General features: G+C 42.1%; 26 protein-coding genes. All 26 read right to left on the bottom strand.

What is annotated here, in order from left to right; translation table 11 throughout:
• Positions 1 to 88 precede the first annotated feature (88 nt).
• Positions 89 to 886: an energy-coupling factor transporter transmembrane component T family protein gene (locus ACKPCD_RS12600; protein ID WP_086987897.1), complete on the bottom strand. Its 798-nt coding sequence runs from the start codon at positions 884 to 886 to the stop codon at positions 89 to 91.
• Complete coding sequence (locus ACKPCD_RS12605) at positions 876 to 1787, bottom strand: energy-coupling factor ABC transporter ATP-binding protein (protein ID WP_068558939.1); 912 nt, start codon at positions 1785 to 1787, stop codon at positions 876 to 878. The genes ACKPCD_RS12600 and ACKPCD_RS12605 overlap by 11 nt, the downstream gene beginning before the upstream one ends.
• Positions 1763 to 2602, bottom strand: coding sequence for an energy-coupling factor ABC transporter ATP-binding protein (locus tag ACKPCD_RS12610; protein ID WP_321433424.1), 840 nt, complete (start codon positions 2600 to 2602; stop codon positions 1763 to 1765). Before ACKPCD_RS12610 ends, ACKPCD_RS12605 begins: the two co-directional genes overlap by 25 nt.
• 395 nt (positions 2603 to 2997) lie before the next feature.
• On the bottom strand, positions 2998 to 3378 hold the full coding sequence (gene rplQ, locus ACKPCD_RS12615; protein WP_068558943.1) for a 50S ribosomal protein L17: 381 nt from the start codon (positions 3376 to 3378) through the stop codon (positions 2998 to 3000).
• 26 nt (positions 3379 to 3404) lie between these two features.
• Positions 3405 to 4349, bottom strand: coding sequence for a DNA-directed RNA polymerase subunit alpha (locus ACKPCD_RS12620; RefSeq protein WP_068558946.1), 945 nt, complete (start codon positions 4347 to 4349; stop codon positions 3405 to 3407).
• 81 nt (positions 4350 to 4430) lie between these two features.
• On the bottom strand, positions 4431 to 4817 hold the full coding sequence (rpsK, locus tag ACKPCD_RS12625) for a 30S ribosomal protein S11 (protein WP_068558948.1): 387 nt from the start codon (positions 4815 to 4817) through the stop codon (positions 4431 to 4433).
• 27 nt (positions 4818 to 4844) lie between these two features.
• Positions 4845 to 5210, bottom strand: a complete 366-nt coding sequence (rpsM, locus tag ACKPCD_RS12630; protein ID WP_068558950.1) for a 30S ribosomal protein S13 — start codon at positions 5208 to 5210, stop codon at positions 4845 to 4847.
• A gap of 20 nt (positions 5211 to 5230) precedes the next feature.
• Positions 5231 to 5344 carry a 50S ribosomal protein L36 gene (gene rpmJ, locus ACKPCD_RS12635; protein WP_062470716.1) on the bottom strand — a complete coding sequence of 38 codons (114 nt, stop codon included), beginning with the start codon at positions 5342 to 5344 and terminating at the stop codon, positions 5231 to 5233.
• 33 nt (positions 5345 to 5377) lie between these two features.
• Positions 5378 to 5596: a translation initiation factor IF-1 gene (infA, locus tag ACKPCD_RS12640; protein ID WP_068558953.1), complete on the bottom strand. Its 219-nt coding sequence runs from the start codon at positions 5594 to 5596 to the stop codon at positions 5378 to 5380.
• Between the two features lie 135 nt (positions 5597 to 5731).
• The gene (locus tag ACKPCD_RS12645) at positions 5732 to 6376 is read right to left on the bottom strand and encodes an adenylate kinase (RefSeq protein ID WP_321434573.1); all 645 of its coding nucleotides are present in this window, start codon (positions 6374 to 6376) and stop codon (positions 5732 to 5734) included.
• A gap of 67 nt (positions 6377 to 6443) precedes the next feature.
• Positions 6444 to 7736 carry a preprotein translocase subunit SecY gene (gene secY / locus ACKPCD_RS12650; protein WP_276645264.1) on the bottom strand — a complete coding sequence of 431 codons (1293 nt, stop codon included), beginning with the start codon at positions 7734 to 7736 and terminating at the stop codon, positions 6444 to 6446.
• Positions 7736 to 8176: a 50S ribosomal protein L15 gene (gene rplO / locus ACKPCD_RS12655; protein WP_068558958.1), complete on the bottom strand. Its 441-nt coding sequence runs from the start codon at positions 8174 to 8176 to the stop codon at positions 7736 to 7738. Before rplO ends, secY begins: the two co-directional genes overlap by 1 nt.
• 33 nt (positions 8177 to 8209) lie before the next feature.
• Entirely contained in the window at positions 8210 to 8392 is a 183-nt protein-coding gene (gene rpmD / locus ACKPCD_RS12660) for a 50S ribosomal protein L30 (RefSeq protein ID WP_068558960.1), read from the bottom strand.
• Positions 8393 to 8405: 13 nt separating this feature from the next.
• A complete protein-coding gene (rpsE, locus tag ACKPCD_RS12665) occupies positions 8406 to 8906 on the bottom strand; it encodes a 30S ribosomal protein S5 (protein WP_068558962.1) in 501 nt (166 codons plus the stop codon).
• Positions 8907 to 8926: 20 nt separating this feature from the next.
• Positions 8927 to 9283, bottom strand: a complete 357-nt coding sequence (gene rplR / locus ACKPCD_RS12670) for a 50S ribosomal protein L18 (protein WP_072763662.1) — start codon at positions 9281 to 9283, stop codon at positions 8927 to 8929.
• 64 nt (positions 9284 to 9347) lie between these two features.
• Positions 9348 to 9884 (bottom strand): 50S ribosomal protein L6, encoded by a 537-nt coding sequence (rplF, locus tag ACKPCD_RS12675; protein ID WP_086942213.1) that lies wholly within the window; start codon positions 9882 to 9884, stop codon positions 9348 to 9350.
• Positions 9885 to 9921: 37 nt separating this feature from the next.
• Entirely contained in the window at positions 9922 to 10320 is a 399-nt protein-coding gene (rpsH, locus tag ACKPCD_RS12680) for a 30S ribosomal protein S8 (RefSeq protein ID WP_086626913.1), read from the bottom strand.
• 34 nt (positions 10321 to 10354) lie between these two features.
• Positions 10355 to 10540 carry a type Z 30S ribosomal protein S14 gene (locus ACKPCD_RS12685; RefSeq protein WP_072763659.1) on the bottom strand — a complete coding sequence of 62 codons (186 nt, stop codon included), beginning with the start codon at positions 10538 to 10540 and terminating at the stop codon, positions 10355 to 10357.
• Between the two features lie 20 nt (positions 10541 to 10560).
• Complete coding sequence (gene rplE / locus ACKPCD_RS12690) at positions 10561 to 11100, bottom strand: 50S ribosomal protein L5 (RefSeq protein ID WP_068558969.1); 540 nt, start codon at positions 11098 to 11100, stop codon at positions 10561 to 10563.
• A 26-nt stretch (positions 11101 to 11126) separates the two neighbouring features.
• Positions 11127 to 11435 carry a 50S ribosomal protein L24 gene (gene rplX / locus ACKPCD_RS12695; RefSeq protein WP_068558971.1) on the bottom strand — a complete coding sequence of 103 codons (309 nt, stop codon included), beginning with the start codon at positions 11433 to 11435 and terminating at the stop codon, positions 11127 to 11129.
• Between the two features lie 34 nt (positions 11436 to 11469).
• On the bottom strand, positions 11470 to 11838 hold the full coding sequence (gene rplN / locus ACKPCD_RS12700) for a 50S ribosomal protein L14 (protein ID WP_068558973.1): 369 nt from the start codon (positions 11836 to 11838) through the stop codon (positions 11470 to 11472).
• Positions 11839 to 11881: 43 nt separating this feature from the next.
• Positions 11882 to 12148: a 30S ribosomal protein S17 gene (gene rpsQ, locus ACKPCD_RS12705; protein ID WP_068558975.1), complete on the bottom strand. Its 267-nt coding sequence runs from the start codon at positions 12146 to 12148 to the stop codon at positions 11882 to 11884.
• A gap of 27 nt (positions 12149 to 12175) precedes the next feature.
• Positions 12176 to 12370 carry a 50S ribosomal protein L29 gene (rpmC, locus tag ACKPCD_RS12710; protein ID WP_068558977.1) on the bottom strand — a complete coding sequence of 65 codons (195 nt, stop codon included), beginning with the start codon at positions 12368 to 12370 and terminating at the stop codon, positions 12176 to 12178.
• Positions 12360 to 12794, bottom strand: a complete 435-nt coding sequence (gene rplP / locus ACKPCD_RS12715; protein ID WP_068558979.1) for a 50S ribosomal protein L16 — start codon at positions 12792 to 12794, stop codon at positions 12360 to 12362. The genes rpmC and rplP overlap by 11 nt, the downstream gene beginning before the upstream one ends.
• A 3-nt stretch (positions 12795 to 12797) precedes the next feature.
• Positions 12798 to 13454 carry a 30S ribosomal protein S3 gene (rpsC, locus tag ACKPCD_RS12720; RefSeq protein ID WP_068558982.1) on the bottom strand — a complete coding sequence of 219 codons (657 nt, stop codon included), beginning with the start codon at positions 13452 to 13454 and terminating at the stop codon, positions 12798 to 12800.
• Between the two features lie 3 nt (positions 13455 to 13457).
• Entirely contained in the window at positions 13458 to 13814 is a 357-nt protein-coding gene (rplV, locus tag ACKPCD_RS12725; RefSeq protein WP_068558983.1) for a 50S ribosomal protein L22, read from the bottom strand.
• Positions 13815 to 13823 lie beyond the last annotated feature (9 nt).

Genomic DNA, 13823 nt, shown 5'->3' on the forward strand with positions numbered 1-13823 from the left:
TGTGGTAGTTTTTCCATTTTAAAAGGGACCGGAATTGCTACCCGGTCCCCAGACTCGTTCTCTAGCGGCTTAATCAGCCCGTATGCGCTCATGAGCGGAAGAACAATAACAACCCTGTCAATGCGACAAACGCCAGCATACTCAACGTATCGCGCTTCTGCCAATCAAGGATGCGGTACTTCGTCCGGCCTTCTCCGCCTTGATAGCCACGTGCCTCCATGGCATTTGCCAATTCATCAGCCCGGTTGAAGGAGCTGACGAAGAGCGGCACCAAAATCGGTGTGACGGCCTTCATCTGCTTGACGATATTGCCTTCGCCGAATTCGACACCGCGAGCCCGTTGTGCATTCATGATCTTTGAAGCCTCATCCATCAGCGTCGGCACAAAACGCAACGCGATGGAAAGCATCAGCGCAATTTCATGGACAGGAACTTTAAATCGTTTCAATGGTCCCAACAGCTTTTCAATCGCATCGGTCAACGACAACGGCATCGTCGTGAGCGTCAGCAACGTCGAAATGAAGATGATGAGAACGAAACGCATGAAGATGAAGGCACCATTGATGACCCCGAATGAGGTGATGCTGATCGGTCCCAGCACTAAGTACGTTTCCCCTCCCCTTGTGAAGAGGATCTGCAGCAATACCGTGAACAAGATCAACCAAATCAGCGGTTTCACGCCGTTCAGAAAAACTGACAGTTTAATATCAGACAGAATAACGCACAAGAAAGTGAACAACGTCATGATCAAATAAGTCTGCCAGTTGTTGGCCAGGAAGATGACGATGATGAAATAGAAAGCCCCGATCAGCTTTGCGCGCGGATCCAGTCTATGGACCAACGAGCTGCCTTGGATATAGCGCCCGAACAGTAATTTATCCAACATGATTGCCACCCTCTTCCTTAGCGGCATTTTTGGAGCCTTTATTTTCGTTGATTTTAGCGATCAACACAGCCGCCAGCTGTTCGGTACGAAGCGGTCTTTCGTCGCCGAAGTCTACTCCGGTCCGTTTACTCAACCTATCCAGAAATGCTAGCGCATCCGGTAAGCCCAACTGCTTTTCTTGCAGCCATTGGGCATCCTGGAAAATCTCATCGGGCTGTCCCATTTTGACGACTGTCCCTTTTTCGAGAATGACAACATGATCCGCATAAGTCGCGACATCATTCATCTGATGCGTGACCAATACAATCGTCAGACCTTTGTCGATATGGAGTTGATTGAACATATTCATGATTTCCCGTCTGCCCGCAGGATCCAATCCTGCCGTTGGTTCATCCAGAACCAGCACTTCCGGTTCCATGGCCAATACGCCGGCTATCGCTACGCGTCTCATTTGACCCCCTGAGAGGTCGAATGGGGAACGATCCATGAAGGATTCATCCAAGCCAACCAAAGGCAATACGCGCTTCACAATCGCCATTGCATCCTCTTCACTGACGCCGAAGTTCATCGGTCCGAAAGCGATATCCTTAGCGATCGTCTCCTCGAACAGTTGCGACTCCGGAAACTGGAACACAATCCCTACCTTTTTCCGGAGGTCCTTCAGATTTTTGTTGTTCGATTTGTTCGTTATGATGCGGTCTCCGATCGTCACACTGCCTTCAGTGGGTTTCAATAAAGCATTCAGATGTTGCGTGACTGTTGATTTTCCGCTGCCGGTATGCCCGATCAATGCCGTATAGCTGCCGTCCGGGATATTCAGGTTCACATCATAAAGAGCCCGGCTTTCGAAAGGCGTTCCGGCTGAATACGAGTAGCCTACTTTTTCGAAAGTAATGTCCATAACCAGTTCACCATCCCTTCCTCAGTCAAATAGTTTTCAGGAACTTCCAGTCCCTGTCTCTTCAATTGGTATTTCAGTTTTTCTGGGAACGGTATATCCAAACCGATATCGATGATTTCCTTGCCCAAACTGAATATTTCTTCCGGCGTGCCGATCCGTGTCAATTGCCCAGCCTCCATCACAAAGATGCGATTCGCTTTTGCAGCCTCATCAATGTCATGGGTGATCGAGATCACCGTCAGATTTTCTTTTTCTTTTATTTCCTGGATGGTCTCGATGACTTCATGACGGCCTTCCGGATCCAGCATGGTCGTTGCCTCATCGAGGATGATGATATCAGGAGACAAAGCCACGATTCCAGCAATCGCCACCCGTTGCTTCTGCCCACCCGAAAGTCTTGCCGGTTCCTTGTCCATGAAGTTGGTCATATTGACAGCCGCAACCGCATCGGCTACCCGCTTGACCATTTCCTCACGGAGAATGCCGACATTCTCCAAGCCGAAAGCAACGTCGTCCTGCACTGTTGAACCGACAAACTGATTGTCCGGATTCTGGAATACCATTCCGATTTTCTTACGGACATCCCAAACCGTCTCTGCATTCAGAGCTACTCCTTCGATGATGACTTCTCCGGAGTTCGCTTCTATCAGGCCATTGATCGTTTTGGCCAAAGTTGACTTGCCTGAACCATTAGGCCCGATGATGGCAATCCATTCACCTTGCTGGATTGTCAACGAAACGTTGTTCAATGCCGGTCTTGCATCTTCCTCTGAATAGGAAAAAGTCACATTGCGCAACTCGATAATTTCATTCATGATTGCAGTCCTACTTTCTCTTTTATTGAATCTATAAGGCCGTATCCGATCATCCGCCCGCAGACAAGCGGGTATAAAAAAAGATGAAAAATACGGCAAGGAAATGTCTACTTTAGTAAGTATAAACTACTCTCCCGTATTTTTCATCCACTGTCTTGACACAGCAAGGAAATAAAACGCTTTTATTTATATATCAAAAGAAACTAGAAAATATATTGGCATTTTCTAGTTTCTTTTGATAAAAAAAGGCACTTTTTTTGATGAAAAAATGCCCTTCCGAAAATCATGCGATCTTCGGAAGAACCTTGAGCTAGACTAGGGAAGCAATAAGCAGACCCATCATCATAACACTCTATTTCATCTAAAAGTGAACGTTTCATCTTTATGCGATTGAATTATACTAATTCAATGATAACCATTTGTGCTGCATCGCCACGGCGAGGTTCAGTCTTCAAGATACGAGTGTATCCGCCTTGACGTTCTGCATAGCGAGGTGCGATATCAGAGAATAATTTTTGTAACGCTGATTGAACAACGATTTTATCATCTTCTTCACGAACATCTGCTACTTCGTTACGAACGTATGCTGCAGCCAAACGACGAGCAGCTAAATCTCCACGTTTGCCTAAAGTAATCATTTTTTCAGTAGTTGAACGAATTTCTTTAGCACGTGCTTCAGTTGTAACGATGCGTTCGTTGATGATTAAATCAGTAGTCAAATCACGAAGCATTGCTTTTCTTTGAGCGCTTGTGCGTCCTAATTTACGGTAAGCCATCCTAGGTTTTCCTCCTTTGTGCAGTACTAGTCGTCTTGACGCAAGCCTAGATTAAGATCATTCAGCTTGTTCTTCACTTCTTCAAGTGATTTGCGTCCCAGATTACGTACTTTGATCATCTCTGCTTCAGACTTGTCTGTCAATTCTTGAACTGTATTGATGCCTGCGCGTTTCAAACAGTTATAAGAACGTACGGATAAATCCAATTCTTCGATAGTCATTTCCAGCATTTTCTCTTTATGTGTTTCTTCTTTTTCAACCATTATCTCGGCCTTGCGGGCTTCATCGGTCAGATTAACAAAAATATTCAAATGTTCCGTTAAAATTTTGGCAGCCAAGCTGACTGCTTCTTCTGGGCTGATGGAACCATCTGTCCAGACATCCAACGTTAATTTATCGTAAATATTTTTTTGTCCGATGCGAGTATTTTCAACCTGATAATTCACCTTGCTGATTGGAGTATAAATGGAGTCGACTGGCAAAACACCGATCGGCATATCTTCCGTTTTGTTATATTCGGAACGAACATAGCCACGGCCATTTTTTACATCCAAACGAACATGAAAATGTGCTCCCTCTGAAACTGTACATATATATAAATCAGGGTTTAAGATTTCCACATCGCTGTCATGGGTAATATCCGCTGCAGTCACGACTGCTGGACCTTTTACGTCAATCTCGATTGTTTTGTCTTCGTCCGTATACAATTTCAAAGCTAATTTTTTGATGTTCAGAATGATTTGGGTAACATCCTCGACAACACCATCAATCGTTGAAAATTCATGTAGAACACCATCGATTTGGATAGTTGTTACAGCTGTACCAGGAAGTGAAGATAATAGAATTCGACGTAATGAGTTCCCAAGTGTTGTTCCATAACCGCGTTCTAGTGGTTCTACAACGAATTTACCGAATTTGGCATCTTCGCTGATCTCAATCGTTTCAATTCTTGGTTTTTCAATTTCGATCATTTATCAATTTACCCCTTTCAAAACGTGAAGTTCATGTTAGTGAGTCCATTGCGTTTCGTTACATAACAGTACAATTCTCAATTAAACACGACGACGTTTTGGTGGACGGCATCCATTATGAGGAACGGGCGTTACATCGCGGATTGCGGTAACTTCCAATCCTGCAGCTTGTAATGAACGAATGGCAGCTTCACGTCCAGAACCAGGACCTTTAACAGCTACTTCGACTGTTTTCATGCCATGTTCCATAGAAACTTTAGCTGCTGCTTCTGCAGCCATTTGTGCAGCATAAGGAGTAGATTTACGAGAACCTCTGAATCCTAATGAACCTGCTGACGACCATGAAATAGCATTTCCATGAACATCTGTAATCATAACAATAGTATTATTAAAAGTTGAGCGGATATGTGCTACACCAGCTTCAACATTCTTTTTTACGCGGCGTTTGCGAGCTACTTTTTTAGCCATGAAGTTTTGACCTCCTTCACTTAATTATTATTTTTTCTTACCAGCGATTGATTTAGCTGGGCCTTTACGAGTACGTGCATTGTTCTTTGTGTTTTGTCCGCGAACAGGCAAACCACGACGGTGACGCATTCCTCTGTAAGATCCGATTTCGATCAATCGTTTAATATTTAGGTTTACTTCACGACGAAGATCACCTTCAACCTTTAATTTATCCACTTCAATACGGATACGGTCTAATTCATCATTCGTTAAATCACGAACACGAGTATCTTCTGAAACCTCAGCTGCTGCTAAAACTTTTTGAGCTGTGTTTAATCCGATACCAAAAATATAAGTTAATGAAATAACTACACGTTTGTCACGCGGAACATCTACTCCTGCGATACGAGCCATTTATAGGCACCTCCTTGTTATTATCCTTGGCGTTGTTTGTGTTTGGGATTTTCGCAAATCACCATAACACGACCATTGCGGCGAATGACTTTGCATTTTTCGCAAATGGGTTTTACTGATGCTCTAACTTTCATTTAAATTCCCTCCTATTTAGTGATGGAGTGCAATTATTTAAAGCGGTAAGTAATGCGTCCACGAGTAAGATCGTACGGAGATAATTCTACCGTAACTTTATCGCCTGGCAAAATGCGGATGTAATGCATTCTAATTTTACCAGATACGTGAGCTAATACTATGTGACCATTTTCAAGTTCGACTTTAAACATTGCATTGGGCAAAGTTTCAACGACAACTCCTTCGATCTCAATGACATCGTCTTTCGCCACGCCTGCTAACCTCCTAACATTCTGTTGAGCTGATTAATCTCATGTCTTGGCAATTTTTACTCTAACTGCTAGATTATACCATAGCAAGTATCTATTGAAAAGAAATTTACGATTAACTTCAAATGACATTTGCAACTATTCTATAATCTTTTGGATTTCAGTAAACAACTTGTCGATGCCGATTTCGCCATCCACATTGTGCAACAATCCTTTTTCGCTGTAAAATGCAATGATTGGTTGAGACTGTTCAAGATTAATCTGAATGCGATTTTCTACGGTTTCAGGTTTATCATCTTCGCGTTGATAGAATTCGTGTCCGCCACAACGATCGCACGTTCCTTCTACTTTAGGAGGATTGTTTGTTTTGTGGTAAGTCGCTCCGCAAGAGCGGCAAATGATTCTACCCGTTAGACGTTGCATCAAAACCTCAGGGTTCACATCAATGTTAATAACAGCATCGATTTTTTTGTCGAGTTCATTCATGATAGCTTCAAGTGCTTTTGCTTGTACGAGGGTTCTTGGAAAACCATCCAACAAAAAGCCTTTTTCAGTATCAGATTCTGCTAATCTCTCTTTAACGATTCCGTTTGTAACTTCATCTGGAACAAGTTCGCCTTTATCCATATATGATTTTGCTTCCAGGCCCAAGGCTGTCTCATTTTTCATAGCAGCTCGGAACATGTCCCCTGTAGAGATATGCGGAATATTGTATTTCGCGATGATCTTTTCAGCCTGTGTTCCTTTTCCAGCACCGGGAAGACCCATAATAATTAGGTTCATCATTTTACTGCCTCCTAAAGATGTAAGCATATGTGACGAGGAAATCACTTTCCCCCTCACAAACTTACTATTGAATAAATCCTTGGTAATTACGTTTAACCATTCGACCTTCAATTTGTCTTGCCGTTTCCAATGCAGTACCAACTACAATCAGAAGACTTGTACCGCCAAGGGCGAGCGAGTCCGGCAAATCCCACAAACCTGAGGCAATGATTGGCAATAGCGCAATCAGTCCAAGAAATAGCGCGCCGACCGTACTTAATCGCATAATCATACCGGAAATGTAATCTTCTGTCCCTTTACCCGGGCGTACACTTGGAATATAGCCGCCTTGCTTTTGCAAGTTCTCTGCCATTTTTTCAGGGTTAATCTGAATGAAGGCATAGAAGTAAGTGAAGACAACGATCAATACCGTATAGATTGTTGCACCGATGGGTTCACGGTAATTAAAGATGGTTGACAAAATTTGATACCAGCTGGCTTCACTTTGACTTGCCGCGAAAAATCCAAGGATCGTCTGCGGTGTCATCATGAAAGAACTGGCAAAGATTACTGGAATGACTCCAGCTGAATTGATTTTCAAAGGCAAATGCGCGGATTGATTCGAACCGGAAGCACGCTTGGAATATTGAATGGGGATTTTACGTTCAGCTTGTTGAACGTACACAACGAGTATGACCACCAATAATATTGCTATCAATAGCGCGACCGAGAACAAAATATTGTTCATCAAATCGGATCCTGCATCCACAAAACGATCATTATAGTAAGTGTAAAGATCTGAAGGGATTCTTGCGATGATACCAGAGAAAATGATCAATGAGGTTCCGTTTCCGATCCCATGCATTGAAATCGATTCTCCGATAAAAACAACAAGCATCGAACCTGCCGTCATCACTAACGCGATGATCATATAAGTTGTCGTCCCCGGATCATTTACCAGCCCAAATGCTGAGAGTTGGTTGAAACCGATCGATAGACCGACAGATTGTACAAATGCTAAAATGACTGTCAAATATCTTGTTACTTGATTTAATTTTCTTCTACCTACTTCACCCTGTTTAGACCATTCCACGAATTTGGGAACAATATCCATTTGTAACAATTGAACAACAATAGAAGAAGTGATGTATGGCGAGACACCCATAGCGAAAATGGAATACTGACTCAGTGCTCCACCTCCGAATGTGTCCAACAGACTGAACAAGCCCGTCGATGCCAAGTTTGCGATGGCACCCGCATCAACACCCGGTACAGTAATATGTGTTCCGAGACGGAACACAATCAGCATACCTAGAGTAAAAAAGATTCTATTTCTAATGTCTTTCGCCTGAAATGCATTTTTCAGAAGAGCAAACATTAGATCACCTCAACAGTCCCACCTGCAGCTTCGATAGCTTTTTGTGCTGCTTCGGAGAATTTATTAGCTTTAACTGTCAGTTTTTTCTCAACGCTTCCGTTGCCTAAAACTTTGATGCCTGATTTTTCATCTTTGACAATACCAGTTTCAACTAATAAAGCTGGAGTAACTTCTGTACCATCTTCGAAACGGTTTAAGATTTCTAAGTTGATGACAGCATATTCCTTACGGTTGATGTTCGTGAATCCACGTTTTGGAAGACGACGGAACAATGGAGTTTGTCCACCCTCGAATCCAAGTCTCACACCGCCGCCTGAACGGGCTTTTTGGCCTTTATGTCCACGACCGGATGTTTTACCATTACCGGATGAAGATCCGCGACCGACACGGTTACGTTCTTTACGTGAGCCTTCAGCAGGTTTTAATTCATGAAGTTTCATAGTAACTTGGCACCTCCTTCAATCTGATATTTATTATTTAACTTCTTCTGATGTTACTAAGTGGCTTACTGTGTTAATCATGCCCAAGATAGCTGGGTTAGCTGGTTTCACAACAGTTTTGCCGATTTTGGACAATCCCAAAGCCTTGCAAGTATCTTTTTGGTTTTGAGGACGTCCGATCAAGCTGCGTGTTAAAGTGATCTTTACTTCTGCCATGATGTAGTCCTCCTTATCCTAGTAATTCTTCAACTGATTTGCCGCGTAATTTCGCAACATCTTCAGCATTTTTCAATTGTTTCAAGCCATCGATTGTAGCACGTACCATATTGATAGGTGTGTTAGAACCAAGGGACTTGCTTGTGATATCAGCGATACCAGCTAATTCAACAACGGCACGGACTGGTCCGCCTGCGGATACTCCGGAACCGGATTTAGCAGGTTTCAACATTACGTTACCGCCACAGAAAGTTCCGATAACTTGGTGTGGGATTGTTGATTCAGACATTGGAACTTCAATAAGGCTCTTTTTAGCAGATTCGATAGCTTTACGAATAGCTTCTGGAACCTCGGCTGCTTTACCAGTACCGAATCCTACATGTCCGTTTCTGTCTCCTACAACAACTAAAGCAGCAAAGCGCAGACGACGTCCACCTTTAACAACTTTTGTTACACGATTGATTGCAACAACGCGATCTTCTAATTCAATATGAGCTGGGTCAACATAAACCATGTGTGGTTATCCTCCTTTTCCTAGAAATCTAGTCCATTTTCGCGGGCAGCTTCAGCCAAAGCCTGCACACGACCATGGTACAGATAGCCACCACGGTCAAAGACTACTTTTTTGATACCTTTAGCAACAGAACGTTCAGCAATTAGTTTTCCAACTGCAGCAGCAGCTTCAGTTTTAGTACCGCTTGCGATTTCTGATTCTTTTGTAGAGGCACTTGCTAGCGTCACACCCGCTACGTCATCAATTAATTGAGCGTAGATGTTTTTGTTGGAACGAAAAACGTTCAAGCGTGGGCACTCTGCAGTACCAGAGATTTTTCTTCTTACGCGTGCGTGTCTAGCTTGGCGCACTTTGTTTTTATCTGGTTTAGTAATCACAATTGTCACCTCTTTAATTTAATTTTGTTGGGTCGTTCAGGAAGCAAGTAATAATAGCGGACTATTATTTACCTGTCTTACCTTCTTTACGACGGATAATTTCGTTAACGTATTTGATCCCTTTGCCTTTGTAAGGCTCTGGTGGGCGTACGCCGCGGATGTTGGCTGCCAAAGCGCCAACTTTAGCTTTATCGTAACCTTTAACGATGATTTTAGTGTTAGTTGGTACTTCCACTTCAATACCGTCTTCAGGTGTGAATTCCACTGGATGAGAATATCCTACGTTCAATACAAGTTTTTTACCTTGCAATTGAGCACGGTACCCAACCCCTACTAAGTCCAATTCTTTCGCAAATCCTTCAGATACACCTACAACCATGTTGTTCAACAACGCGCGTGTAGTACCGTGAATGGATTTAGTGAATTTCTCTTCGTTAGGACGAGTGAAAGTAACAGTGTTTCCTTCGATATTGATACCGATCATTTCATTAAATGTGCTAGTTAATTCGCCTTTAGGGCCTTTAACCGTAACAGTGTTACCTTGTTGAGTAACGGTTACGCCAGCTGGGATTTCGATTGCTTTATTACCAATACGACTCACAGGGCTGCACCTCCTTATTTTCTCTTATTTTTTTAAATTACCAAATGTAAGCTAATACTTCGCCGCCGATGTTTTTCGCTCTTGCTTCTTTGTCGGTGATAACACCTTCAGAAGTAGACACGATTGCGATTCCTAAACCATTCAATACTTTAGGGATGTCGCCAGTTTTAGCGTATACACGCAAACCTGGTTTTGAAATACGTTTCAAACCAGTGATGACGCGTTCGTTGTTTGGACCATATTTTAAGAATACACGGATAACACCTTGTTTGTCGTCTGAAGTGTAATCAAAGTTTTTGATGAAACCTTCAGCCTTAAGAATGTTAGCGATCTCTAATTTTGTCTTTGATGCAGGCACTTCTAAAGATTCGTGACGTACCATGTTGGCATTACGAATACGAGTTAAGAAATCTGCGATTGGATCTGTCATGACCATTTACATTATACCTCCTTTTGCGAGTATGGTTAAATTACCAGCTAGCCTTTTTCACGCCGGGAATTTGTCCTTTATAGGCAAGTTCACGGAAGCAAATACGGCAAAGTTTGAATTTGCGATAAACTGAATGTGGACGTCCGCAACGTTCACAACGAGAGTAAGCTTGAGTAGAATGTTTTGCGGGACGCTTGTTTTTAGCAATCATGGATTTTTTAGCCAATTATTATTCGCCTCCTTAGCTTATTTTTGGAATGGCATTCCAAGTTGAGTCAATAATTCTCTTGATTCTTCGTCAGTGTTAGCTGTAGTTACGATAACGATATCCATACCACGCACTTTGTCGACTCTATCATAGTCAACTTCTGGGAAAATCAATTGTTCTTTGATACCTAAAGTATAGTTTCCACGACCATCAAAAGATTTTTTGCTGATCCCACGGAAGTCACGTACACGTGGTAATGAAACTGTTACTAGTTTATCCAAGAAGTCGTACATTCTTTCGCCACGTAGAGTAACTTTAGTGCCGATAGGCATACCTTCACGTAGACGGAATGCTGCGATTGATTTTTTAGCTAACGTGATGACTGGTTTTTGACCAGAGATCAAAGTTAATTCTTCAACTGCTTTATCCAAGTTTTTTGTATTTGAAACAGCATCACCCACACCCATGTTGATGACAATTTTGTCAATTTTTGGTGCTTGCATGATTGAAGTGTATTCAAATTTTTCCATCAATGATGGAACGATTTCTTTTGTATATCTTTCTTTTAAACGGTTCATTTAGAATATCCTCCTTCCTCTAATAATTAATCAATGATTTCGCCGGTTTTTTTGGAAACGCGGACTTTTTTGCCATCTACGACTTTAGATCCTACGCGAGTAGGTTCGCCAGTTTTAGCATCAATTAACATAATGTTAGAAACATGGATAGGTGCTGCTTCTTCAAGAATTCCACCTGTTGGGTTTGTTTGGGAAGCTTTGCGATGTTTCTTGACAATATTAATGCCTTCGACAATAACACGATCTTTTTTAGGGAAAGTTTTAAGGATGACTCCTTCTTTACCTTTATCTTTTCCAGTAATGACTTTAACTTTATCACCAGTTTTTACGTGCATGCTTTGTTGCACCTCCTTCATTTATGACAGTTGATTACAATACTTCTGGAGCTAGGGAAACGATCTTCATGTAGTTGTTGTCACGCAATTCACGTGCAACTGGTCCAAAGATACGTGTTCCACGAGGGCTCTTGTCGTCACGAATGATTACACAAGCATTTTCGTCAAATTTGATGTAAGAACCATCTTTACGGTGTGCGCCGTGTTTCGTACGAACGATAACAGCTTTAACTACATCACCTTTTTTGACAACACCACCGGGTGTAGCTTGTTTTACTGTGCAGACGATTGTATCACCAATTCCTGCGAATTTGCGGTTTGAACCACCTAAAACTTTGATAGTTAACACTTCTTTAGCGCCTGAATTGTCGGCAACTCTTAAGCGGGATTCTGTTTGTATCACGTCAGTATCCTCCTTCCGGATATAAAAATATTTATTTGTCTGATTAGATGATTACTGATTCTTCAACAACTTCCAGTAAACGGAAGTTTTTAGTAGCAGATAGAGGACGAGTCTCCATAATTCTAACTACATCTCCCATTTTTGCTTGGTTGTTTTCATCATGTGCTTTGTACTTTTTAGAGTACTTAACGCGTTTGCCGTAAGTTGGATGTGTTTTTGTTGTAGATACTTCTACAACGATTGTTTTATCCATTTTATCGGAAACAACAACACCTTGGTAGACTTTACGTTGGTTACGTTGTTCAGTCATTTCGTTGTGACCTCCTTTGCTGATCTACTATTTTTGCAATTCTTGTTGTCGCAATACAGTTTTAATACGTGCAATTGATTTGCGTACTTCTTTCAAGCGGGCAGTATTTTCTAACTGGCCGGTTGCAAGTTGGAATCGTAGATTGAATAATTCATCTTTGAATTGTTTTTCTTTTTCAATCATTTCAGCAGTGGATAACTCTTTAAGTTCATTAGCCTTCATTCGATTCACCACCAATTTCTTTACGTTTTACAATTTTTGTTTTAACTGGCAATTTGTGAGATGCAAGACGTAGAGCTTCGCGTGCCACTTCTTCAGGAACACCTGCTACTTCGAACATGATTTTGCCGCGTTTAACTGGAGATACCCAACCTTCAGGAGCCCCTTTACCAGAACCCATACGGACTCCGATAGCTTTGGATGTATATGATTTGTGAGGGAATATTTTGATCCAAACTTTCCCACCACGTTTCATGTAACGAGTCATAGCGATACGAGCTGCTTCGATCTGACGGTTTGTGATCCAATGAGAGTCAACAGCTTGCAAACCATATTCACCGAATACTACTTCTTTTCCGCCTTTAGCTTCTCCGCGCATTTTTCCACGGAACTCACGACGGTGTTTTACACGTTTAGGTACTAACATTGGTTATTTCCCTCCTTTCTCAGTTGTTTTTTTTGCTGGTAAAACTTCACCACGGTAAATCCAAACTTTAACACCTAATTTACCATAAGTTGTATCTGCTTCTTCCCAAGCGTAGTCAATGTCCGCACGCAATGTATGCAATGGAACAGTTCCTTCAGAATGAGTTTCAGCACGAGCGATATCTGCACCATTCAAACGACCAGAAACCATAGTTTTGATCCCTTTAGCGCCAGATCTCATTGTACGTTGGATAGCTTGTTTTTGAGCACGACGGAAAGCTACACGGTTTTCCAACTGTTTAGCGATACCTTCAGCAACCAATTTAGCGTCCAAATCTGGTCTTTTGATTTCCACGATGTTGATGTGTACTTTTTTACCAGTCAGTTCATTTAACTCTTTACGAGTTTTTTCAACTTCAGAACCGCCTTTACCGATTACCATACCAGGTTTGGCAGTATGAATAGAAACGTTTACGCGGTTAGCGCCACGTTCGATTTCGATTTTAGAAACAGAAGCTTCGCTTAAGTTCTTTTCGATATATTTACGGATACGTAAATCTTCATGTAAGAAAGCTGCGAAATCTTTTTCAGCGTACCATTTAGCATCCCAATCACGGATGATGCCGACACGCAATCCTAATGGATGAATTTTTTGACCCACAGATTATCCCTCCTTCTTTTCTGATACCACGATTGTGATGTGGCTAGTACGTTTCAAGATTGGTGAAGCTGAACCTTTTGCACGTGGACGGAAACGTTTCATCGTTGGTCCTTCGTTAACATAAGCCTCGCTTACTACCAAGTTTTCGATATCTAAATCATAATTATGTTCTGCATTGGCAATTGCTGACATCAACACTTTTTCTACAACGGGCGAAGCGCCACGCGGTGTGAATTTCAGAATGGAGATTGCTTCTCCGATGCTCTTGCCTCTGATAAGATCCACTACTAAACGAACCTTACGAGCGGCAATGCGAACAGTTTGTGCAGATGCTTTTGCAGCTGTGATTTGTTCTGGCATGTTATTTCC

It is taken from the genome of Trichococcus flocculiformis, from assembly GCF_963662535.1.
GTDB classification, from domain to species: Bacteria; Bacillota; Bacilli; order Lactobacillales; family Aerococcaceae; genus Trichococcus; species Trichococcus flocculiformis.

Excerpts from the sequence above, each read along its gene's own strand:
- ACKPCD_RS12605 (WP_068558939.1), bottom strand. The coding sequence starts at position 1,787 with ATGGACATTACTTTCGAAAAAGTAGGCTACTCGTATTCAGCCGGAACG.
- ACKPCD_RS12645 (WP_321434573.1), bottom strand. The coding sequence starts at position 6,376 with ATGAACCTAATTATTATGGGTCTTCCCGGTGCTGGAAAAGGAACACAG.
- rpsE (WP_068558962.1), bottom strand. The coding sequence starts at position 8,906 with ATGGTTTATGTTGACCCAGCTCATATTGAATTAGAAGATCGCGTTGTT.
- secY (WP_276645264.1), bottom strand. The coding sequence starts at position 7,736 with ATGTTTGCTCTTCTGAAAAATGCATTTCAGGCGAAAGACATTAGAAAT.
- ACKPCD_RS12610 (WP_321433424.1), bottom strand. The coding sequence starts at position 2,602 with ATGAATGAAATTATCGAGTTGCGCAATGTGACTTTTTCCTATTCAGAG.
- rplQ (WP_068558943.1), bottom strand. The coding sequence starts at position 3,378 with ATGGCTTACCGTAAATTAGGACGCACAAGCGCTCAAAGAAAAGCAATG.
- rpsK (WP_068558948.1), bottom strand. The coding sequence starts at position 4,817 with ATGGCTAAAAAAGTAGCTCGCAAACGCCGCGTAAAAAAGAATGTTGAA.
- rpsM (WP_068558950.1), bottom strand. The coding sequence starts at position 5,210 with ATGGCTCGTATCGCAGGAGTAGATGTTCCGCGTGACAAACGTGTAGTT.
- rplP (WP_068558979.1), bottom strand. The coding sequence starts at position 12,794 with ATGTTAGTACCTAAACGTGTAAAACACCGTCGTGAGTTCCGTGGAAAA.
- rpsQ (WP_068558975.1), bottom strand. The coding sequence starts at position 12,148 with ATGACTGAACAACGTAACCAACGTAAAGTCTACCAAGGTGTTGTTGTT.
- rpsH (WP_086626913.1), bottom strand. The coding sequence starts at position 10,320 with ATGGTCATGACAGATCCAATCGCAGATTTCTTAACTCGTATTCGTAAT.
- rplX (WP_068558971.1), bottom strand. The coding sequence starts at position 11,435 with ATGCACGTAAAAACTGGTGATAAAGTTAAAGTCATTACTGGAAAAGAT.
- rplO (WP_068558958.1), bottom strand. The coding sequence starts at position 8,176 with ATGAAACTTCATGAATTAAAACCTGCTGAAGGCTCACGTAAAGAACGT.
- ACKPCD_RS12600 (WP_086987897.1), bottom strand. The coding sequence starts at position 886 with ATGTTGGATAAATTACTGTTCGGGCGCTATATCCAAGGCAGCTCGTTG.
- rpmD (WP_068558960.1), bottom strand. The coding sequence starts at position 8,392 with ATGGCAGAAGTAAAGATCACTTTAACACGCAGCTTGATCGGACGTCCT.
- rplV (WP_068558983.1), bottom strand. The coding sequence starts at position 13,814 with ATGCCAGAACAAATCACAGCTGCAAAAGCATCTGCACAAACTGTTCGC.
- rpmJ (WP_062470716.1), bottom strand. The coding sequence starts at position 5,344 with ATGAAAGTTAGAGCATCAGTAAAACCCATTTGCGAAAAATGCAAAGTC.
- rplE (WP_068558969.1), bottom strand. The coding sequence starts at position 11,100 with ATGAACCGTTTAAAAGAAAGATATACAAAAGAAATCGTTCCATCATTG.
- rpmC (WP_068558977.1), bottom strand. The coding sequence starts at position 12,370 with ATGAAGGCTAATGAACTTAAAGAGTTATCCACTGCTGAAATGATTGAA.
- ACKPCD_RS12620 (WP_068558946.1), bottom strand. The coding sequence starts at position 4,349 with ATGATCGAAATTGAAAAACCAAGAATTGAAACGATTGAGATCAGCGAA.